Source organism: Lentisphaera marina (assembly GCF_028745505.1).
Taxonomy (GTDB): domain Bacteria; phylum Verrucomicrobiota; class Lentisphaeria; order Lentisphaerales; family Lentisphaeraceae; genus Lentisphaera; species Lentisphaera marina.
The window spans coordinates 970949-993772 of sequence record NZ_JAQZZL010000002.1 but is presented as its reverse complement, the minus strand read 5'-3'; the positions used below and the strand labels follow the sequence as shown (position 1 = coordinate 993772).

12 protein-coding genes are annotated in these 22824 nt (G+C 39.7%); 7 read left to right on the top strand and 5 right to left on the bottom strand.

Going from position 1 to position 22824, the window contains the following annotated elements; translation table 11 throughout:
* Positions 1-129 precede the first annotated feature (129 nt).
* The 6 genes from PQO01_RS15045 to PQO01_RS15020 all read left to right on the top strand — a co-directional run bounded on the left by PQO01_RS15045 (position 130) and on the right by PQO01_RS15020 (position 8116).
* Positions 130-1470 carry a sulfatase family protein gene (locus PQO01_RS15045; protein WP_274314907.1) on the top strand — a complete coding sequence of 447 codons (1341 nt, stop codon included), beginning with the start codon at positions 130-132 and terminating at the stop codon, positions 1468-1470.
* A 2-nt stretch (positions 1471-1472) separates the two neighbouring features.
* Positions 1473-2810, top strand: coding sequence for a sulfatase family protein (locus tag PQO01_RS15040; protein WP_274314906.1), 1338 nt, complete (start codon positions 1473-1475; stop codon positions 2808-2810).
* Positions 2811-3010: 200 nt separating this feature from the next.
* Positions 3011-4348, top strand: a complete 1338-nt coding sequence (locus PQO01_RS15035; protein ID WP_274314905.1) for a sulfatase family protein — start codon at positions 3011-3013, stop codon at positions 4346-4348.
* Positions 4349-4389: 41 nt separating this feature from the next.
* Positions 4390-5328, top strand: coding sequence for an NHL repeat-containing protein (locus tag PQO01_RS15030; RefSeq protein WP_274314904.1), 939 nt, complete (start codon positions 4390-4392; stop codon positions 5326-5328).
* Complete coding sequence (locus PQO01_RS15025; RefSeq protein WP_274314903.1) at positions 5325-6749, top strand: sulfatase; 1425 nt, start codon at positions 5325-5327, stop codon at positions 6747-6749. The genes PQO01_RS15030 and PQO01_RS15025 overlap by 4 nt, the downstream gene beginning before the upstream one ends.
* An 11-nt stretch (positions 6750-6760) precedes the next feature.
* Positions 6761-8116, top strand: coding sequence for a sulfatase family protein (locus PQO01_RS15020; protein WP_274314902.1), 1356 nt, complete (start codon positions 6761-6763; stop codon positions 8114-8116).
* A gap of 290 nt (positions 8117-8406) precedes the next feature.
* Here the strand turns inward: PQO01_RS15020 and PQO01_RS15015 are convergent, their stop codons facing one another.
* The 3 genes from PQO01_RS15015 to PQO01_RS15005 all read right to left on the bottom strand — a co-directional run bounded on the left by PQO01_RS15015 (position 8407) and on the right by PQO01_RS15005 (position 19820).
* Positions 8407-15492 carry a hypothetical protein gene (locus PQO01_RS15015; RefSeq protein ID WP_274314901.1) on the bottom strand — a complete coding sequence of 2362 codons (7086 nt, stop codon included), beginning with the start codon at positions 15490-15492 and terminating at the stop codon, positions 8407-8409.
* A 117-nt stretch (positions 15493-15609) separates the two neighbouring features.
* Entirely contained in the window at positions 15610-17007 is a 1398-nt protein-coding gene (locus PQO01_RS15010) for a DUF1501 domain-containing protein (RefSeq protein WP_274314900.1), read from the bottom strand.
* Between the two features lie 11 nt (positions 17008-17018).
* Positions 17019-19820, bottom strand: coding sequence for a PSD1 and planctomycete cytochrome C domain-containing protein (locus PQO01_RS15005; RefSeq protein WP_274314899.1), 2802 nt, complete (start codon positions 19818-19820; stop codon positions 17019-17021).
* Positions 19821-19930: 110 nt separating this feature from the next.
* Here PQO01_RS15005 and PQO01_RS15000 point away from each other — a divergent pair, with 110 nt between their 5' ends.
* On the top strand, positions 19931-20662 hold the full coding sequence (locus PQO01_RS15000) for an AraC family transcriptional regulator (RefSeq protein ID WP_274314898.1): 732 nt from the start codon (positions 19931-19933) through the stop codon (positions 20660-20662).
* A gap of 4 nt (positions 20663-20666) precedes the next feature.
* Here the strand turns inward: PQO01_RS15000 and PQO01_RS14995 are convergent, their stop codons facing one another.
* Together PQO01_RS14995 and PQO01_RS14990 are read right to left on the bottom strand one after the other, a co-directional pair.
* On the bottom strand, positions 20667-21395 hold the full coding sequence (locus PQO01_RS14995) for a polysaccharide deacetylase family protein (protein WP_274314897.1): 729 nt from the start codon (positions 21393-21395) through the stop codon (positions 20667-20669).
* 3 nt (positions 21396-21398) lie between these two features.
* Complete coding sequence (locus tag PQO01_RS14990; RefSeq protein ID WP_274314896.1) at positions 21399-22820, bottom strand: DUF1501 domain-containing protein; 1422 nt, start codon at positions 22818-22820, stop codon at positions 21399-21401.
* Positions 22821-22824 lie beyond the last annotated feature (4 nt).

The window sequence follows — 22824 nt, the reverse complement described above, 5'->3', positions numbered from 1 at the left end:
TTTATAATAAATTCAGCACTTTATATTTTTACTAAGTCAATCAAGAGAAGTTCTGTAAGATTATAGACTTTGACTACGAATATATGATAAAGACATTTACGTCGGTCATCCTAATGTTGGGAAATAAATATGAGATTAAACTTATTAGTATTATTGATAGGCTTTTTCAGTTTAGAAGCAGCTGAAAAGCCCAACATCGTGCTCATTTTATCTGACGATCAAGCTTGGACAGATTACGGCTTCATGGGGCACGAACATATAAAAACCCCACATTTGGATAAGTTAGCCTCAGAATCTATTCTCTTTGAAAGAGGCTACGTAGCTTCTCCTTTATGTCGTCCTTCACTCGCTTCCATGATTACGGGACTTCAGCCCTTTGAACATGGCATTACCGGAAATGATGTTGACGGCAGAAACAAGCGAGCTGAATTAGATAAACCTGTTCAGAAAAAATTTAATCAGCTCCCTAGCTTTATTAGAATGCTTAAAAATCAGGGCTACCTCACTCACCAATCGGGAAAGTGGTGGGAAGGATCCTACAAAGACGGTGGCTTCACTCATGGTATGACACACGGTGACCCAAAGAGAAAAGGACGCCACGGTGATGTAGGCTTAAAAATTGGCCGAGAGGGAATGCAGCCAATCAAAGACTTTGTTGAATTAGCAAAAACTGAAAATAAACCTTTCTTCTTGTGGTATGCACCTTTTCTACCTCATACACCACACAACCCACCCCAAAGATTGCTAGATAAGTACACAAAAGTCACGGCTAAATTAGATGAAGCCAAGTACTTTGCTATGTGCGAATGGTTTGACGAAACCTGTGGTGAATTACTTTCTTTTCTAAAAGAAAAAGATGTTTATAAAAATACTTTAGTTCTCTACATCTGTGATAACGGCTGGGTCGCAAAGTCTGTGCCAAAAGGAAATCATAAAGAATCTATTCAAAAAGCTTTTGCAGCTCAATCTAAAGGTTCTCCCTATGATAATGGAATTCGCACTCCGATTATGATCTCCTGGCCTGGAAACATCACTCCACAACGATCTAATGACTTTGCCCATGCTATAGACATCTTCCCAACGCTTTCAAGTATTATTAATGTTCAAGCACCTGCGAATCTCACAGGCATAAACCTTCTTAATGAGAAGCAACGCTCTGAGCGAGACACTATTTTTGGTTGCACTAATTCAATTCACAATATGAACCCTAAAAACCCTGACGAAACGCTACAGTACTTATGGTGTATCAAGGGTAAGTGGAAACTCATCATTCGCCATCATGGACTCGATACAACCGAATATAAAAAAGTTCATGAATGGGATAAAACCCCTATCCACTTGTATGATTTGTCTAAAGACCCACAAGAATTAAAAAACCTTTCTGAGCAACACCCAGAAATCGTATCGGATTTAAAATCAAAAATTCAATCATGGCATCCAGTCAATCAATCCAATAGTCAAAGGAAATAATAATGAAACATGCACTCTTCATATTACTAAGCTCACTCTTCTGCCTTCAGGCAGCTGATAAACCAAATATTCTTCTGATTCTCTCGGATGATCAGGCTTGGACTGACTACAGCTTCATGGGACATGAACAGATTAAGACTCCGCATCTTGATAAGCTGGCTTCCGAATCCGTTTTATTTAAGCGCGCTTATGTACCAACTGCACTTTGCCGCCCTTCTTTGATGACTTTTGCCACAGGGAAATACGTTCACCAGCATGGCATTACGGGGAATGATCCCAAAGGTGATAGTCAGAACCCCAATGATCCGGACTTGCGCGAATCCTTAATCTCTAAAGTTGATCAGCACGATACTTTAGCAAAGCTACTTGGTGAACAGGGCTATCTCAGCCATCAAAGTGGCAAATGGTGGGAAGGTAATTACAAGCGTGGTGGTTTTACTCATGGTATGACGCGCGGTTATCCGCAAAAAGGCGGTCGTCACGGTGATGATGGTTTAAAAATTGGTCGTGAAGGTAATAAGCCTGTTACTGATTTTGTGGATATGGCAATTGAAAAGAAAAAGCCTTTCTTCCTCTGGTATGCTCCATTTATGCCTCACACTCCACATACACCACCAGAACGCATCCTCAAAAAATATAAAAAATATGACCTACCAGTTCCAGTTGCAAAATATTATGCTATGTGCGAATGGTTTGATGAGGCTTGTGGCGACTTAATTCAACACCTAGAAGACAAGGGTGTGAGAGACAACACCCTCATTGTCTATGTATGCGATAATGGCTGGATTCAAGACCCAAATAGGCTTAACAGGTACGATCAAAGATCTAAGCAAACTGCCTACGAAGGTGGAACACGTACTCCCATTTTCTTTTCTTGGCCCGATAAGCTAAAACCACAAGATCGCCCGGAACTTTGCACAAGCCTCGATATTTTCCCAACCATCGTAGCCGCGGCAGGTGCTCGTATGCCAAATAAGCTTCCTGGTTTAGATCTCAACTCTTACATGATCAATAAAAAAGCGATTCCACGCGATCATATTTTTGGCGAAGGCTTTGCTCACGACATTGTCGATATCAGTGATCATGAAAAAACCTTATTGTACCGCTGGGTGATCAAAGGCAATTATAAACTTTTACTCACTTACGATGGCAAAGTCAGCAAATATATATCGACTCACCCACGTACAGAGAAACGCCCTCAACTCTTCGACCTTTCTAAAGATCCTGCAGAGCACATTAACATCGCTAAAGATCACCCTGAAAAAGTTGCGGAGCTCGCAAAATTGATCAATGATTGGTACCCAGTGACAAAACGCAAAGTTTTAACCGAGTTTAAATAAGCACAAGCAATCATTTAAAGTCGTATATTTACCTCATGGATTCGACTAAAATCCATGAGTAACAATTCTCTGCAATAAAACGCGCTTGTAAATATAATAAAATCCGCATTTCGCATAAAAAATCAACCAAAATCACTATTGGAAGGTAAGATTCAGGATTTGCTTAGCATATACTATAAAAATGAATCAAGGAAAAAGACATGAAAAGCTATTTTATTATATTATTTATCTACCTATTTAGTTCACAAGCAGCAGAGAAGCCAAACATCCTTCTCATCCTCTCAGACGATCAGGCATGGACTGATTATGGTTTCATGGGACATGAACATATAAAGACACCTCATTTAGATAAACTTAGTTCTGAGTCCGTATTATTTAAACGTGCTTATGTTCCCACAGCACTGTGCCGTCCATCACTCATGACTCTGGCGACTGGCCGTTACTCCAGCGTGAACGGCGTGACGGGCAATAATCCAAAGGGAGATAGTAAAAACCCAAATAACCCCGACCTGAAAGCTTCTGTAATAGCTAATATCGATAGATTTGATACCATTGCAGAACTTCTGGTTGAACAAGGTTATTTAGCTCATCAGAGTGGTAAATGGTGGGAAGGCAATTATCAACGAGGAGGCTTCACTCATGGTATGACTGAAGGCTATCCTGCTCACAAGAAAGGCCGTCATGGTGATGAAGGCTTGAAAATTGGTCGTAAGGGAAATAAGCCCGTTACCGATTTCATGGATATGGCCATAAAAAAGAAAAAACCATTCTTTCTTTGGTATGCTCCTTTCATGCCCCACACACCGCATACACCACCTAAAGACATTCTCAAAAGATATCAAGATTATAACTTACCTCCAAGCATTGCCAAATATTATGCTATGTGTGAATGGTTTGATCAGGCCTGTGGAGATCTTATCCAATCCATAGAAGACAGAGGTATAAGAGATAACACCTTAATTGTCTATGTATGTGATAATGGCTGGATTCAAAATCCTCAAAAAAATGGTTATGAACCACGCTCAAAACGATCGCCCTTCGAAGGTGGAACGCGTACACCGATCTTTTTTTCGTGGCCGGCAAAATTTAAAGCTCAGGACCGTAAAGAACTCTGCTCAAGCATCGATATATTTCCAACGATCGTTTCTGCAGCAGGAGCACGTATGCCAAAAGACCTTCCAGGTCTCGACTTAAACTCATTCATGTCCGAGCAAAAAGAAATCCCTCGTGATCACATTTTTGGTGAAACATTTGCCCATGATATTGCTGACATTAGTGACTATGAAGCCAGTTTACTTTATCGCTGGGTAATTAAAGATAACTGGAAATTGCTCCTAACGTACGATGGTAAGACGGACAAAGGGAAACCCACATATGAAGATAAAGAGCAAAGGCCTCAGCTTTTTGACCTTTCCAATGATCCATCCGAAAAGAATAACCTCGCAAAAGATAATGCTGAAAAAGTTGCGGAACTCGCAAAATTGATCAATGATTGGTATCCAGTCAAAAAACGAAAAGTAATAACAGAGTTTAAATAATATTGAAATTGCCACTTCTCCATACTCTTAGTTTTTTAGCTATGTTTAATTTTGCTTTACTAGCTGATGTCAAGTCATCACTTGTAGCTGAAAACTATATTTCTGAACAAGATCCCATAGAGTTTAAGTGGCCAACTCATATTGCCTTTGGTCCTGGTGAACAGGAAATTATTTCTGATTTAAAGAATAATCGTATTGTCTACCGCAATAAAAAGGATGAACTCTTTAAGGTTTCTCCTCTACCACTTAAAGGGCTACATTCCGTAGCCTATAACCCCAAAGACAAACTCTATTATATAAACGACACTGAACATCATCGTATCGTCGCCGTTAAGGATCTCTCAAAAGCAGAAATACATGCGGAGACAAAGTCTATTGCAGGAGTTCAACTACAAAGACCGCACGACATTATTGTGGACTCTGAGAGTTCGTGGATTTATGCGATTAATCCCAATTCGGGGACGGTTTTTCGCTTTACTGCCATAGGCGAGAATGAAAGTGCTCTAAAAGTTCCCACTCATGCTTATTCCCGCTCCATAAGCTTAGTTAAGGGTAAACTTTATGCAATTGGCTCATCAAAGGGAAGAGTTGTTGAGATCGTCGATTGGGACAAAAAAGAATTTAAGATCTACGATAGTTTTGATCCATCAAAGCGTCAGGGAGCAGCTGGCTCGTGGGAACGCACCGGACTTGTCCTCAATGATGTGGAGTTTTTCGATGGCTATTGGTATGCCAGTAGTTATTTTTGTAAGCCTTACGCAGGCAAAACTGATTTCGATAAAAATAAACTTATTCGTTTTAAAACTTTAGAGGATTTTGTGAAAGGTGCTTGGGAAGATCTTAGTCACTTAATCCCAAGTGGTATAACCCCGTACTATTTTACCGTCAAAGACGACGCTCTTTATCTGGCGATTTTTCACCATGCTCCAAAGACCAAAGGTGACACAATCTATAAAATCATGAACAAAGGTATAAAGTGAAGAACATACTTAAGAAATCGGCTATTTTATTAAGCTCATTATTATATTTCAACAGCTTTGTTTTTGCTGACACAAATTCAAATAAAAAAGATATTGTCTTTATCGTCGTTGATGACCTCAATGATTGGATTGGAGTCATGGGCGGCCATCCCCAAAGTAAAACGCCAAACCTAGATGCCCTTGCTGCTCGTGGAACACTCTTTACCAATGCCCACTGCAATGCTCCCCAATGCGGACCCTCTCGACTTAGCTTTCTACAAGGCCTCTACCCAAAAAGCACAGGGAAGTACTTTAATAGCCCAAAGAAAATGCCTTTTTATAAAGATCAGCCACTCAAGGGTATTACATCTAAAAACCCACCTAAAAAGCCTTTCGATTTTCACAAGCACTTTATGAAACAAAACTACCGTGTGGTAAGTGGAGGAAAAGTTCAGCATGGTGGAGTAATCAAAAATATAGACGAATTTTTTCCACGACCAAAAGAAGTTGCGCACTTCACCGATGACAGAGTTAACCTCTGGGGTGAAGGCGGACCTCAAAACCTTAAGGATTCGGAAACGGGAGATTATAAAACCGCTCAGTGGGCCATAAAACAATGGAACACAAAGAGTGATAAACCTCTCTTGATGTCCGTGGGTTTCTACAGACCGCATCGTCCCTTTAATGTACCTGTTAAATACTTTAATAAGTTCCCCCTTGAATCTATTCAACTTCCTGTGCGTCCAGAATTTGACGACTTGGCTGACCTACCTGAATATGGCAAGGCATTGGCTCGTTCAAACGCCCATAAAGATCTCTTTGCACCTAGAACAGTACATGAACACATCCTTCACTTGGGTGGAGAAGATGAATGGAAATATATGATTCAGTCTTACCTTGCCTGTATCAATTATGTCGACACACAAATCGGTCTCTTTTTGGAAGCCCTTAAGAATAATCCACGTGGCAACGACACAGTGATTATCCTGACTGGTGATCATGGTTGGAATCTCGGCGAAAAAGAACACTGGTGCAAAGCTGCACTATGGCGAAATACGACGCGCGTCCCCTACATTGTTGTTGCTCCCAGAATAGCCAAGCCGGGATCAATCAATAATCAGCCTATCTCACATGTTGACATCTACCCCACTTTGTGTGATTTTGCCGGCGTCAACAAACCAAAGCATTTAGAAGGAACATCTATTCTCCCCTTATTGAAAGACCCCAATGCTAAGCGAGATGTGGCCTATTTGAGTTATGGTCCTGAAAATACTGCGGTGCAGTCCGAGAGATATAGATTAATTTCTTACGAGGATGGTAGTAACGAACTTTACGATCACCAAAAAGACCCACATGAATGGACCAACTTGAGTTCAAACCCTGAATATGCTCACATCAAAAAAAGCATGATTCAAAAAGTTAAAAACTTTGAATATAAATAAGAGAGATGCCAATGAAATACCTATTCCTAATATTAAGTCTTATGACTTTTGCGGTCACCGCAGCTGATAAACCTAATATTGTTTTCTTTTTAATTGATGACCAGCGCAACGACTTTCTAGGCTGCACGGGGCACCCAGTAGTAAAGACTCCAAACATCGATAAGCTCGCAGAAAATGGCACGCTTTTTGAAAATGCTTTCGTGACCACAGCGACTTGCTGGGTAAGTCGTGCTTCTATTCTCACGGGCATGTACATGCGCAAGCATCGCTTCACGGGAGGAATGATTCAGCCTAAATTCATCACAACTTCTTACCCAATGGGTTTGAAAAAGGCCGGTTATCAAATGGCTTATTTTGGTAAAACTCACTTCAGGCTGGATAAAAAACAACAAAAGATGATGTTTGATAAATTTATCCAGGTAGGAAGAAATCCCTTTCATAAAAAAATGCGCGATGGCTCACTTAAGCACGAAACCGATATTATTGCGGACCACGCAATCAATTTTATAAAAGATCAAAGTGTAGAAAAGCCCTTTTTTGTCAGCTTAAACTTTAACGCGACACATGCAGAAGATGGGGATAAGAAGGATCACTTTCCTTACCCTGAATCAGCAGCTCACCTCTATACAGGCATGACCATGCCTTTGCCTAAACTTCACGATCGCAAGATCTTTGAATCTCAGCCAGATTTTATGCAAAACTCTATGCATGCCGACCGCTATAAATGGCGTTGGGATACCCCAGAGAAATATCAGCACAACATGCGTAACTATCTACGTATGGCTTCAGGTATTGATTTTGCACTAGGAAGAGTTGTTGAGACTTTAAAAGATAAAAGCTTTTTAGATAACACAATCATCGTTTACTCTGCTGATAATGGCTACTACGCCGGAGATCGTGGTTTTGCTGGTAAATGGACTCATTACGAGCAATCACTACGTGTACCACTTATCATTTTCGATGGTCGCAATAAAAAAGGACAAAAAACGACGCAAATGGCTCTCAATATCGATCTTGGTGCAACTATGCTCGATTACGCAGGAGTGCCTACGCCGAAAGAATATAATGGTAAAAGTCTAAAGCCAATTATTGAGGGCGAAGCTGTAGATTGGCGTAATGACTTCATGGGCGAATTTTTCAGTAAACATACATCCATTCCAAAATGGGAAGGAATACGTGGAGAGCGTTATGTTTATGCATCCTATCCAGAGGAAGGATATGAATTCCTTCACGACCTGCAAAAAGACCCCAATCAACTACAAAACTTTGCCAAAAACCCGGAATATAAAGAGATCCTTAAAAAAATGCGTAAGCGCCTTAGAGAAACCGCCGATCCACTGGGGAAAACCTTTATCACTAAAAAATAGATATTTTAAATTAATCATTACCCATAAAGCGAGACAAAGTCCCTAATCACCTGAGGCTGTGTGAAAAATAAATACAGTTCACATTAGGGCTGCAAGCCCACAGAATATAGCATGCACCGTGAGGTGCATGAAAGTTGAATTAAAATAAAGCAAGGACCCAAACTTGGGTCCGAAACTCTATTCCGGACTCACATCCGCGAGCCCTCCATTTATTTTATTACGTCGTACGTGTGGCTCACACCACACGCTGCTTAATTCCGGTACTTTGTACCTCTAGGTAAACGTATGAATTATTCCCAAGTGGAGAGTTTGAGTCGCCATTTACTTATAATTTTCTTTATCCGCTCCTGCTGAGTTTTGTAGTAGAGGTTGGCAAAGACCAAAGAGCCACCTATCAGCAATATACAGCTACCCAGAATTGCCATACGTGTCCCCCTTTGGAGATCGATCAATACACGCGTAAATATCGACAAAATATCTATGAGCAAACCCGTAAAACCAAGAATTAAATAAAGACGAATTTTCCATAAAGATCCAAAAGCCATTGCTAAAAGGCAAAGGGTAATCAGCGTTAAATTATATGCTATGGACCGTGGTTCTGCTATTACCGCATAAAAAGCCGAAGTCGACACCATCATCAATAGAGTGACTAAACGAATCACGTTTCTCTTCTGGCTTGAAAGACTATTTTTCATCAATTGTAAGATCATTAAAACCCCAACTCCCGATGGAATAACATAAGTATGAAGAGTTCTCAATTCGAGCTTATTCCATAGAGTCATTGAGGTAAATGAGACATAACCTATCATGGCTATTAAGTGATAAGGAGATTCTCGATCATCTTTTCCGAGAAAAGAAAATATCAAACTATTCACACCGAGAATCATCAGAATATAATCTGTTCCCAATCCGTAATAAAAAGATTTCCCCAGAGCGATTATGGGCATGAGAAAAAGGACTCCCAAGAGAGGGTTTTTCATCTCTTTTTCAGTCTCATCAATAAAAGGTTTTAGCCCCGCAATTGTTAATGATACAAGTAAGCTACTCCACACATCGTATTCATTTCGCCATAAGTCTGTAGCCGTAAGCATTTGATGACGTAAAAAGGCCATAAAAATTAGTAGCGAATACGCCACCATATAATATGCTAATTGACTACGTTTTTTTCTGCCATTGAAATACCAAATGACAATGAGGCCCGCATAGGTAATCAAGAGCATTAAAAATTGCTTTTGAGTAAAAGCTTCACCCATAAAGATCACCAAGAGAACCGTCGTTAATCCACTAAGAAGCCAAAGTATACAGGAAGAGATTTTGGTCGATTCATGCTTATAAAAAAGGTAGACTAAATTTAAAACCTTATAACGCAAAGAAAGTAGTTCCTTAATTAAGCCTGATGATTGTCCCCCTAGATAGCGAATAGAACTTGCTGTTAAAAACAGGGCAAACAAAGTCGCTGGTAGAGCTTCTTTTTGTAAGTATAATGGCGAATGAAGTTCTTCATCATAAGCAGCTAAATACGCTAAATAAACGGGGACACACAAGTAAGTTAATGGTATGATTTTCTCTAAGCTGTGTTTAATATTTTCCCGTGAATAGGCGGTCAATAAACTTAAGAGCACCATTAGCACAACTGCTGCCAATGATTTAAAACTATATAGATCATGGTAAATAATATGCGGAATAAGCAAAGCTATAAATAATATGGCTACTGGCCAAGCTCGTTTACTTGGAACATTATTATATTTATAGAAGCTGACAAAGGTAAATATGGCCCAAATTGCTAAGAGTACATAAATAACATCGTCTGCCCGTAAGTAACTATCCATCAAAAAGCCTGAATGCATTGCGATTAGGATTTCTAAAAGTGTAACAATTGCAAAAAACTTTGATTTCCGCACATAAGCAAGATGAGCTACCACACTGGCCGCCAGCAGTAATACCGGTGCAAACAAATGACTCTGCCCCCAGGTATTTAGCAAAGCTATGCAAGCCATTATTTGAGTGAGGACAAATAAATAAATTGCCCAAGTCTTCCTCAATGAAAGCCATTGTTCTTCATCTAACTTAGACCATTGCATAAAATAGACCCTAAGTGGTGACTTTTGATAATTGAGTAGGATCCATATGTGCGCGTTAATCATTGCAAGATAAGATGCTCTTATTGGGTGATTAAAGGGACTGAAGCTAGGAGCCGAACTCAAAGTAAAAAAGAAGCCTAACACCAAAGCAAATCCTCCGTATAAAGGCATCTGAATGCGAGCACCCAAAGCATGTAAACGAAATAATAAGAGCCCATAAATTATTAAAATGGGCGCATTGCTGTGATAATAACTATTATCCATAACTATGTCAGGATAAAAGGTCATATGAACAACACCTTTAAAAATGTATAAGAGGAAAAGAACCAACAATAATAAAGCGGAAGAATTCCTATATACCTTGTGGTTCTTCCCCTGAGCGTAATACCACTCCGTCATGTAGTAGAAATAAATTGCTGGTAAACCAAAAGCTAATATTGCCGTTTGCGGACTGCGCATAAAGGGGATCATTAAAGTAAGACACCAAAAGCTCATACTGAGACCGAAATGATAAATCCCTTCAAAAATCTCTGTATATGCCTCTTCTCCATCTTGTGGTTTGCGTGAGGCACTTCGGAAATAAAGTGCCGCCAAGAAAGACATTGCACCCGAAATAAAGAAGCGGAATGAACTCACTTCATTCAAATTCGGGTGACTCATATAATTACCAATGAGAAAGACTAGAACTAAGAGAGATAAAACCAAAGCACTATGAGCCAGTAGTGATTTGATCGCTTTATTTGGATTGTATTTACGAACTAAACTCGTCATCAATAAAGTTAAGCCCAGAGCTAAACACAAGAGGTGTATCTCTGATAGGCCTTGTTCGTTCAAATAATTTTTTCCGAAACAACGAATTAAATGAACATTGGCTAACGCTAAAGTAATAACACAGAAAACCCCTACTTCGATGCGTTTCCAAGCCCACGCAATAAATGATAATGTTATCGCCCCAATGTAAGTAGCCACAATATATTCACTATTATTACGCCAATGCAGAACATGCAGTATTGCTGAAAATTCACAGATTAAAATCAGTGGCACATAAAGCACCGCCCCACTCACACTTTTAAAAGCTCTTAGTGAATATCCCGTATTCATCCAAGCGGATTTTTCTTTTTCTAAGTTCATGAGGCCATAGGATACTAAGCTAAATAATAAGGCGAATAATGACAAGTGCTTTGGATCAAAAATCAAGTCTAGCTGATCATGATGAAAATAGGAATAGAAGCTTATGAAGGAAAGTAATAAAAAGACTTTGGATTGATTTTCTAAATAAACTAAAATCAAAATACAGCTCGTCATTAGAATAAAAAACGCACTCAAATCAAGTACTTGCGCTAGATAAGGCAATGAGTATAAAGTAAAAGTTAAACTGAAGAGAGTCGCCATGATTAAAAAGGATTTAAACAAGGCTTTGTACTGATTGTAGAGCCCCTCGATGCGACTCACAAAAACATGAGCCAATAAGCAAATTAATGTGAAGTAAAGACTCGGCATTAGAAGCTCTTCAAAAGAATGACTATCCCAAGGACTTACACATGCACAAATGAGTAAATATAAATTAATGCCAAAATGTACTTTCTCTCGACTTTTCAAATACGATAAAAACTGACCAACTATGAAGAAAAATAAAGGGTATGTCATCCCGAAGGTATTTGAACCCACAAAAGTCACAATGAGCAGTACAGAACTTACGTGACTTAATCCCGCTAGAGTCGTACTTAAGGGTTGAATAAATAAGTCATCTATAAACTCATAAGAGTCACGAAGTTTAAGATTCAAGAAGTATGCCACTTGTAAGCTTAACAGGGTCCAGAAACATGGCTCTGTCCAATGGAATTCCCCTTCAAGCAAATCAAAAGTAAAGCACATACCTATGGCTAAATAGATCCAAGCCAAGTGAAAGAGCCAGGTGATTTTTTGTTTTCGGAAATAAAGATATAAAAAACAGGCACAAAGAGAACATATTATTAAGGCCACTGCGCCTTTCATACTCACGCCTCCACCCACCACTTCCTGACGAATCAGATTAAACGTGGCCGTTTTTACGAGTAAAAAACAGGCGGATCCAATTAAAGGCAAAGTAAACAAAGTATGATCATAGCGCCTTAAGGGGAAGTAAGAACTCATCATAAACTTATCACCCTCGCCTAAGTTCTTAAACTTTTGATTTTGCCTTAAGAAAAAAGCGACTGCGATCATAATTAAAGATGAAAATGCACTGCCCAGCCCTGAACCAAAACCTAGAGTATCAAAAGTGGCACGAAAATTTGCTTTTAATTCAGGGAATAAAATAACGGCTATAATGGCAGCCATAAAAGATGGGATCAGTGAGCGCGAAAGATAACTTGCCAGAACTAATACTGCCGTCATTAACAGCGGCCCTGAGTAATCCATAAAGCCCTTATACCATTCAGGATCCACAGGAACGTGACGTTCCATGAAAATCCGTATAAACATTACCACGACTGACAGGGAACCGTAGAACCACAAAACAGTAGATCTCGCTTCTTTGAGTAAATAAAAGGGAATATAGCGAATTGCAAGTAACCAAACTATGGATAAGCAGGCTAAGCCAAAAACCAAAGTATTACCCACCAGCGTCCCTGCTTCCATATCCACACAACCCATGTAAGGGAGGCTAAGTGCAAACACAAACATACTAAGATGAATCCACTTAAGCTGTTCGTCGCGGTAAGCACGAAACATGAACATTATTGCGGGAAATAAAAGGTAGAAAGAAGTAAGTAATAATGAATGCTGAATTTGTGCGTGCTTCACCATAGCTAAAATGACGACAGCTAGTAAAACCACTACTTGTGTATTGCTACAAGCCTTGGCAAAGCCATAAGATTTCTGCTGGCGAAACTGCAGGGTTAATAAGCTCAACACTAATACATTTATTAGACCGAGTGCGGGCATATATTGAGCTTTAAAACCAGTTAATCCACTAATGGCAAAGAAGCCGACACTCAGCAAAGTAACCGTAATGTAATAATGCACATGCCTCTGCCGGTGTTTTGATTGCAGGAACCAAATATACGAGGAAAGAAATAAACAAATAATTCGAAATATGGGATGATTAAAGCTCATAACTAAACCGACAACAATCAGTACATAACCCACAAAAGACTCATCTTCTTGTGATGATTTAAGTGATCCAACCAAGTCTCCACTACAGCGCTCAAGCATTAAGACTAAAGCACCCGCAATAAGGACTAAGGGTGCATAGGTATAAATCTCTGGCAAATAGCGGATATGACTGTGAACCCATAAGAAAACTTGAATAAAACTAGCGGCAATCATCAGGCTAAAGAACCAGATGATCCTACGCTCAAGTTGAAGCTTAAATTGCTTAATCCGCAAAGAAAAAGAATAAAATGAGTATGTCAGAAAAGCAAAACCAAAATAAAAACCAAAAGCCAAAATCAATAATAAAGTTTCGTTATTTTTCAGTCCAAAAGTTTCGGCTAATGGCGCTAAAATTACCAAGCTATTAATCGCTAAAAGCGTACGTGGGAGCACGGGACTTAGGTGCTTGGATACGGACATGCACCAACGACTTAGACCATACCAAGTTAAGCTCAGGTATATGGCGGCCATGACGGGAATGAGAAAGTGTTTATAACGCACCATGTCATCAGAAGACATCAAGGCAACTGTCATGAAATTTATTGGCAGTAATTGAATCGCGGCACCACGAAGAATGCTAGCTGAGTTCACAAAGTCTCTACTCTTACTCTCAATCCATTTCCCTAAATACGCTAAACCCATGGTAAATGAAGCCAATAAACCAGGCATCAGACTATAGCGAAAGAGCCAATGTTTATCCCAAGTAAAATAAGATAAAATCAAACTCCCCGCGACAAAAAGTAGTAAGCCCGCCATCATGAACCAGTTTTCGCTTATAAATGGCTTCATGTGTTCTTGCCACACGGACCTCTTAGAAAGCTTCTCAGTTTTCACTGCCTTTACTGCTGGTTTTCTAGGCTCTGGTTTTAAAGAATCAGACTTTTTAGGCTCGTGTTTTAATGACTCTGTTAAGGCGGCCTCTTTATCTCTCTTAGCTAAATAATCTTTTAAAATAATTTTTGGTTTAGCGCTGACTAGTTTGTCATCGTCATTGCCCAATTCGGGCCCTTGTTCTTCAGCATATTCAACACTTATAAGTGGATCTTCTTTAATCCCTAAGAGCAAATTGTACTCTGCACGAGGAATCTGTAGCTCAGTTTGATAACGTTGAATAATATTTTTACAATCGTACTGATCAGCCTCTTCTAAGCAAGATTCTTTTAGCAAATCAAGAAGTTTTTCACTTACTTCACCATGGTCCATACACCACATATATAGCAAACGAATCGGGAACTTTTTACTGAGGTGATTAATCCTGTCTACAAAACTTAAATACTCCCCTTCAAATTTATCCAAAAGGACTGGCCACTCAGTACGATTATAAGAATTAAGATCTCCAAATCTCATGGTTAGGAGTAAGGATAACTTAGATTTATCTTCTGTTTTCTGCCACAAAACTTTTAATAAACTTACAATATCAGAACTTGGCCACTTAAAAATAATCTCTAGCAGCTCCTGGGAAAGTTCCCCACCCTCACCTAAATAGACGATCAGTGCATCGAGAAATGCTTTGGGACTGCTAAGGACAAACGAACTTTCTTTTGACTTTATAGCCTCTAGCCCTTCTTCAAAATTACGCAGATAAGACTCTTGGCTTTGTTGCTTTAACTGACGTAATTCGAGTCGTAAATCATCACTAGCTTGATGCCATGCGTAGCCGACTAATCTCTCTATATCTAGACATGCTAAAAAGTGTTTATTCTCAGTGAAAAAATCGACTTTCTTTAAACTCTTTTGCTCGATATAAGTAAAAAGTATGGGGATTGATCGCTGCTTTTTTAGGAGGGAGAAGTAATCATTGAGTAATAGGCAGGCATCCTCCAGTTCACTATAAATACCTTGTTCTTGATTATTTTTAGGCATATCAAGAGGTAAGCCCTTGAGCTGTTCACTGAAGTATTTTTCATCTATTGCCGATATTTGATTTAATTCGTAAAACTTTTTGGCGTCTTCTAACTGACTCCCTTCGATTTGTCGACAGATATCTTGAAAAGCATCACCAGAAGTAGCTTTTAAAATTGATAAAACTTCGTCAAGATCTAATGACTCATTCGTAAACTTCTTTAATGCAGGGATAAGTTTATCATTAGAAACTTTACCCGACAACAAAAGATAGAGTAAACTCTCTAAAACCTGATTGTTCTTTTCTTGATCCTCCAAAATCACCCTCATCTACAAATTAAATATTAAGAAATTTATTATAAACCCTTAATATCCTTTGTAGATACAAAAATATCAATCAAATCCATAAGCCTAATCAATAATGGTAATTGAATCTTAACTTAATAAATCCGCTATCACTGAAGCATGATCAACACCAGTTAGTTTGTTGTCCAAGCCTTGGAAAGGATAAGTAAAGCGTTCATGATCAATACCTAAATTATGCAAAATGGTCGCGTTGAGGTCATTAACGCTTACTGCGTCCTCAACAATATTATAGGCATATTCATCTGTTTGACCATAAGATAAACCAGCTTTGAAACCTCCGCCGGCAACCCACATGGAAAAGCACTTGCCGTGGTGGTCCCGACCATTACCCAACTTACCCTGTGAGTAAACACTGCGACCAAATTCTCCTCCCCAAACAACCATGGTCTCATCTAATAAACCACGTTGTTTGAGATCCGTCACTAAGGCTGCCGAAGCCTGATCGGTGTCTTTGCACTGAGCCGTTAAATGTGGCATCAAACTACCATGCTGATCCCAACCGCGATGAAAGAGTTGTACCATGCGGATACCACGCTCAATCATACGACGCGCCATAAGGCAATTGTATGCATAGGTCCCTGGCTTACGAGCGTCTTCTCCATAGAGTTTAAAAGTTGATTCAGGTTCGGAACTTATATCGGCAATTTCTGGTGCTGACTCCTGCATGCGATAAGCCATTTCATACTGTTCAATTCGCGTTTGAACTTCTGGATCCTGAGATTGTTGATAATACATATGATTTAATGATTTTAAAGAATCTAACATATTCCGGCGACTTGGACGACTCACGCCTGCAGGATTTTTTAAATACAAAATAGGATCTCCAGCACTTCTCAATTGCACTCCTTGGTGTACCGACGGTAAAAAACCACTTCCCCATAGGCGAGAAAAAATCGGTTGTCCTGGTTTCTTACCATTCCCTTGAGAAAGGAGAATATTGTAGGCCGGCATATTTTTATTAGTACTACCCAAGCCATGACTCAACCAAGCTCCCAAGCTAGGTCTTCCAGGAATTTGTGATCCTGTATTGAGAAAGGTAATTCCAGGGTCGTGATTAATCGCCTCGGTATGCATTGATTTAATCACTGTTATATCATCAACAATTTTAGAAGTATAAGGTAAAAATTCACTCACCCAAGTACCCGATTGCCCGTGCTGTTTAAATTCTTTAATTGGTGCGCAAACAGGGAAATTCTTTTGTCCTGCAGTCATGCCCGTGACTCGTTGCCCACCTCTCACTGAATCGGGTAACTCAGTTCCGTGGAGTTTTTTCATTTCTGGGTGGTAATCAAACAGATCAATGTGTGAAGGCCCACCTGATTGACAAAGGTAAATGATTGACTTCGCCTTAGGTGCAAAGTGTGGCAAGGAGTTCTTATTCGACCCCGCTAAAAGAGTTTTTTCACTTCCTAGAGCACCTAGAGCTAAGGCCCCAGTTTTTACAAAGTTTCTACGATTAAATTTCATATTGCTCACCCTTAGTTACGCGTCATTGTTTCACTGAGATTTATCATCATGGAAGCCGATATAATCAAAGCTCCATGCTCGGGGTCACCCTGAGTACTTTTTAACTTAGCTAACTCCTCTTTATGCTCAGTATAAAATTTCAATTGCTGCTTATAGTTCTGTAATAATAAAGCTGTTTCTTGCGCTCTTGGCGGTCGTCCTGTACTTAAGGTAAATCCATAGGCTAGTTGCTCATCTACTACAGGAGTTTTTAGCTTCATGCGTTTAGCTAAATATCGCGCCGTCCCCATAAACTGAGGGTCATTGAGCATGACTAAAGACTGCAGTGGCGTATTCGTTTGTTGACGTCGCACAGTACAAACTTCTCTATTAGGAGCATCAAAAGCTGCCATCGCTGGATGGCCTGCCGTTCTTTTGATGGCCGTGTACATACTACGTCGTAAAGACTTCCCTTCATAGTAAGCTTGAGAACTAAAACCTCCGCCACCACCATGACCGAAGTGGCTTACTTGGGCCCAAAGCCCCGAGGGTTGAACAGGGTGTACACTTGGCCCCCCTACTTTCTGATTCATTAATCCCGAAATTTGTAAAGCATTATCTCTTACAAGTTCAGCTGACAGGCGGAAACTTGGTGCCCTGTGATGAAGACGATTATAAGGATCAATTTTTGCGGCTTTCGCATTATATTTTGAGATTTGCTGATAGGTTGCGGACATCACAATTTTCTTAATGAGGCGACGTATATCCCAATTATTATCACGAAAATCCAGGGCTAACACGTCAAGTAATTCCAAATGGGAGGGGTACTCACCTTGAGAACCGAAATCCTCACTTGTTTTGACAAGTCCCGTGCCAAAAATCATCTGCCAATAACGGTTAACCGCTACGCGTGCTGTCAAGGGGTTTTCTTTATCCAGGATCCATTGAGCTAGGCCTAAACGATTGCTTGGGTATTTATCATCAAAAGCAAGAATTTGTCCTAGCGCAGCTGGACTCACTTCTTCACCCAATTGGTCATATTGGCCACGTATACGGATATGGGTTTTCTTAGCTCTCCAATCCATCACCATGACAGATGTTTTTCCTGATTTAATCTGTTCGTCTAAGACATGAATTTCTTTATCTATATTTTTTACGCCCTTAATTGATTTAAAGCCCAAATAATTCTCTTGCTTTTTTATCTCAGCTTGAAGCTCTTTAAGTTCACTAATGCGTTCCTTATAATTTTTAAGCATCTCGTCCTTAGGAGTAAGTAATGAATTCACTCGAATAAATGGCTTAGAATTCCCCCCTCGCCCTGCTCCCATACCACTTTCTGATGAGTTGTTAAAAAACGCGTACATCGAGTAAAAATCTTTTTGCGAAATGGGATCAAATTTGTGGTCATGACACTGAGCACATTTAGTCGTCATGCCTAAAAAAGCTGTAGACACAGTATCGACTTTATCATTGTGATAAAAAGTAATGTACTCTTCCGGTAAAGTACCACCTTCGTGAGTATTCATACCATTGCGTAAAAAACCAGTAGCGACCACTCTTTGAATTTCTTCTTCACTCAACTGAGCTTGTTTCTCAAGCTTTAAAACCGTAGCCCAAGGTGTTGAGCCATAGGCTTTGTGCTCCGTCGCTTTAACCCATGATTTATTATCAAATTGAACATCCCATGATTTATCGCTCACCACATAATAATCATCGATTTTTAGAACAGCGACAAAACCACCTAAAGATGCCACATTTTCTGCATGAACTAAAATGTCATTCCAACCTTCCTTCAAGTGTTTGGTGATATCTGTGGATAAAGGTTTGCTCCATAAATCTGAGCCACCCAGTTTTTTACCGTTTAGAATAATAGTAAACTTGTCATCACAGGTCGCATCTAAGTGGGCTTCTTTGGGTAAGCTATCCAAATGAAAACGTTTCCTTAGATTAATTTTTTCGTTTTGCTTAACTTCCTTTTTCCAAATCCACGAGGTTTTTGGCATTTCATGAATGGGCTTCTTCACCAACAAATCACCTGCGACTTGCTCAGTCATAAATTCGTCGTAAGGCTTATTATCAATAAAGGCTTTAATGACCCAATCACGCCAGGCCCACATATCACGGTGATCATCAATGGAGTAACCATTTGTGTCGGCATAACGTGCCGTATCCAACCAGTCGAGAGCCAATCTTTCGGCATGAGCTGGGCTGGCTAAAATCTTATCCACTAATTTTTCATAAGCCTGCGATGAATTATCATTGAGGAATTCATTCACGGCCTCAAGACTTGGGGACATGCCCGTTAAATCCAAATAAAGGCGTCTAATTAAAGTTCTTTTATCCGCTTTATCCGCAGGACTTAAATCTTTCTTTTCTAACTCAGATAAAATGAAGCTATCAATCAGATTTTTCGGCCACTTATCATTTTTTACTTGAGGAGCAGAATGTTTTTGGGGCTTTTGAAATGCCCAGTGACCTTGATATTCAGCACCCTCCTCAATCCACTGCTTGATTATAGCAATTTCCTCTTTCTTCATTTCCTTTTTAATATCTGGTGGCGGCATGATGTCATCTTCATCATCACTGATCATACGTAAATAAACATGACTCGCCATAGCATCGCCTGGTTTGATAGCCGTTTTTCCCCTGCGCGTGCGATAAGCTCCAAGTTCGCCATCAGCTATATCTAGGCGCAACTTCTTTTCACGACTCTCTTCATCGGGTCCATGACAATGAAAGCAGTACTTAGACAAGATGGGGCGTACATCGCGGTTAAAGTTAACCTCAGCTGATATTGAGTTTGTGAATAGAAGAAGCAATAAAATTCTTTTCATATTAAGCCTGTTAAATTTGATAAAATATAAGATCAATAAAGGGCTTGTATGAATAAGGACTTGGACAAAGCTATTTTTTACTTGTATATTTTCGGCATATAAGGGCTTTTATGGACTACAACTTCTTCTCTCATGCTAAGCTGGATGATTTCATTCAGAACTTCTTCGATAATTCACCCGATATCTTTGCCTTTGCGAAAGATATCAATTTTAAATTCACGATGATGAATAAAACTCTTCTTAAACAGCTAAATCTAAGCTCAGAAAGTGAAGTTTTAGGCAAAACTGATTACGATTTTTTTCAGCGTAATCAAGCTGACTTATTCCTTAGGGAAGATAGAGAGTTATTTGATTCAGAAAAACCTATTTATAATAGAACTTGGGCCATTGATAATCGCCGGGGTGGAGTTGACTGGTATATATCTAGCAAATACCCCCTCTTTGATTCTCATCAAAACTGCATGGGTTTAGTGGGCATCATGCGCAACTCCAACCAAGCGGGAAGTTTCCTCTCGCCCTATCAAAAATTCACACCTATTTTTAATTATGTCAAAAAAAATATTACCCGCCAAATCGAAATTCAAGAACTTGCGGATCTCGCAAATTTATCTCTAAGTCAATTTGAGCGAAGTTTTAAAAGAACCATGAATATCACGCCTCTAAAATTCATTAATAAAATGCGTATTGATAAAGCCTGTGAACTTTTGATTCAAACTAACGATACCCTATCATCAATAGCCTACGATTGCGGCTTTTTTGATCATAGCCACTTCACAAAGAATTTTAAACGACTTAAAGATATGAGTCCGAGTCAATATCGCTCACAATATCATAAGCTCTAAAAGCTTATTGTGCTGCGGGGTACTCTCGCAAGCTTATCACTTTAAACTTATTATCCTTAAGATATTTCATGTATTTCTTAAAAAGCTCGGGCTCAGTATTCACCCAAGGGTGCTCAATATCCGGCACACCATGAAAGGTTAAAATCGGGATGTGTTTTTCATCAGCTTGATCGACGGCTTTTTTGAATTGTTCTAAAGTACAGTGGGGCTTGGCGTCAAAGGCTTGGGGTAAAAGCAATAGTTTATCTTTTCCTACTTGACTGGCACGATCCCCTCCCGCTCGGGCAAACTTATAATTCATCTCCTGCAAGACTTTCAAAGCTTTCGGATCAGTAACATAGCCAGGGTAACAAAATGAAATGGGTTTGGGTATCCCATGTTTTTTACACTTCTCTTCGATATGAGACAAAGATAAACGCAATTGCTCAGAAGAAAGTTTTTTAACATTGCGATGAGCCTTAGTATGATTGCCTATTTCAAAACCTTGATCATGAAGTTCTTTAATTTCACTCCAGGTCATATAGAGATCTTTGCGCTTGTGAAAGGAGAAGCCCTCGGTAATGAAAAAGGTGGCATTAAAGCCATGTTTTTTTAATAAAGGCGCAACAAAATCATAATGACTTTTGACTGAATCATCAAAAGTCAAAACCACAGTTTTATGATTTTCACTAGCCTTTATATAAATTCCAAACACCAGTAGTGTCAGCAGCAATCGAAAGTGATTTAAATTCATGACTTATGCTATGATATTATTGATCACATCGCAAGGATCAACACCAGTCAACTTTTGGTCTAAGCCCTGAAAAGGAACAGTTAAACGCGTATGATCAATTCCCAGCTGCCACAGCATGGTGGCGTGAAAGTCTGCAACAGAAACAGGATTCTCTACAACGTTGTAGGAAAAGTCATCAGTTTGTCCGTAGCTTAAACCTGCTTTTATTCCTCCACCTGCCATCCAAGCAGAGAAACAACGCGGGTGGTGATCGCGTCCATAATTATCGCGATTGAGTTTTCCTTGCCCATAAACCGTACGCCCAAATTCCCCCACAGAGACCACAAGTGTATCTTCGAGCATACCACGCTGCTTGAGATCTTGGATGAGTCCTGCTGAAGCTTGGTCGACATCATAACACTGACCTTTAATTTTTCCTGGCAAACCTGAATGGTGATCCCATCCACGGTGGAAGAGTTGAATGAATCGCACTCCTCTTTCTGCCATACGGCGTGCTAAAAGGCAGTTTCTAGCAAAAGAACCCTGCTTTTCGACTTCTGGTCCATAGAGTGCCATCGTGGCTTTAGATTCGTGGCTTAAATCGGTTAGTTCGGGCACTGACGATTGCATGCGAAACGCTAACTCTTGCTGGGCAATACTCGTTTGAATTTCTGGGTCGCCGATGATTCTATAGTCATTATCATTCAACTTCGATAGGCTATCCAGTGATGCACGACGGATTTCGGGACTAACTCCCTTAGGGTTTGATAAAAATAGTACAGGGTCACCGGCTGCTTGCAAAGCGGTTCCTTGGTATTTTGAAGGTAGAAAGCCATTACCCCACAAGCGACTATAGAGTGCCTGTACATTTCCTGTGCCGCCTGACCAAAAAGCTGAAGGCATGACGATAAAACCAGGTAAATCTTTATTCATTGATGGTAAACCATGACTAAGCCAAGAGCCCATACTGGGTTTCCCTGGCATTTCGTCACCCGTACAGAACATTGTCTTGCCTGGGTCGTGATTAATTGATTTGGTATGCATTGATTTAATAATACACATATCATCAACTTGTTTTGATAAGTGTGGCAATAACTCACTCATCCATGTTCCCGATTGTCCATGCTGTGAAAACTTGAATTTAGATGGCTGAATCAGCTGTTCCTTCCCCTTGGTCATCTGAGTAACTCTTTGCCCATTACTGACTGAAGGAGGAAGTTTGGTATTAAAAAGTTTATTAAGTTGAGGCTTGTAGTCAAATAAATCCAACTGACTTTGGCCACCCGCCATAAAGAGAAAAATAACCCTCTTAGCTTTAGCTTTATGATGAGTACCCAATTGCGCACCAGCTAATAATTGTGAATTAAACCCACCAAATGAGGTAGCACCTAAACCCAATGCACTCTGTTTGAGAAAATTGCGGCGTGATAATTTTTGTTTAAACATAGTC

What these genes read in the sequence shown, in the direction of transcription:
- PQO01_RS15030 (WP_274314904.1), top strand. Translation starts at nt 4,390, where the DNA reads ATGTTTAATTTTGCTTTACTAGCTGATGTCAAGTCATCACTTGTAGCT.
- PQO01_RS14990 (WP_274314896.1), bottom strand. Translation starts at nt 22,820, where the DNA reads ATGTTTAAACAAAAATTATCACGCCGCAATTTTCTCAAACAGAGTGCA.
- PQO01_RS15035 (WP_274314905.1), top strand. Translation starts at nt 3,011, where the DNA reads ATGAAAAGCTATTTTATTATATTATTTATCTACCTATTTAGTTCACAA.
- PQO01_RS15040 (WP_274314906.1), top strand. Translation starts at nt 1,473, where the DNA reads ATGAAACATGCACTCTTCATATTACTAAGCTCACTCTTCTGCCTTCAG.
- PQO01_RS14995 (WP_274314897.1), bottom strand. Translation starts at nt 21,395, where the DNA reads ATGAATTTAAATCACTTTCGATTGCTGCTGACACTACTGGTGTTTGGA.
- PQO01_RS15005 (WP_274314899.1), bottom strand. Translation starts at nt 19,820, where the DNA reads ATGAAAAGAATTTTATTGCTTCTTCTATTCACAAACTCAATATCAGCT.
- PQO01_RS15020 (WP_274314902.1), top strand. Translation starts at nt 6,761, where the DNA reads ATGAAATACCTATTCCTAATATTAAGTCTTATGACTTTTGCGGTCACC.
- PQO01_RS15045 (WP_274314907.1), top strand. Translation starts at nt 130, where the DNA reads ATGAGATTAAACTTATTAGTATTATTGATAGGCTTTTTCAGTTTAGAA.
- PQO01_RS15010 (WP_274314900.1), bottom strand. Translation starts at nt 17,007, where the DNA reads ATGAAATTTAATCGTAGAAACTTTGTAAAAACTGGGGCCTTAGCTCTA.
- PQO01_RS15000 (WP_274314898.1), top strand. Translation starts at nt 19,931, where the DNA reads ATGGACTACAACTTCTTCTCTCATGCTAAGCTGGATGATTTCATTCAG.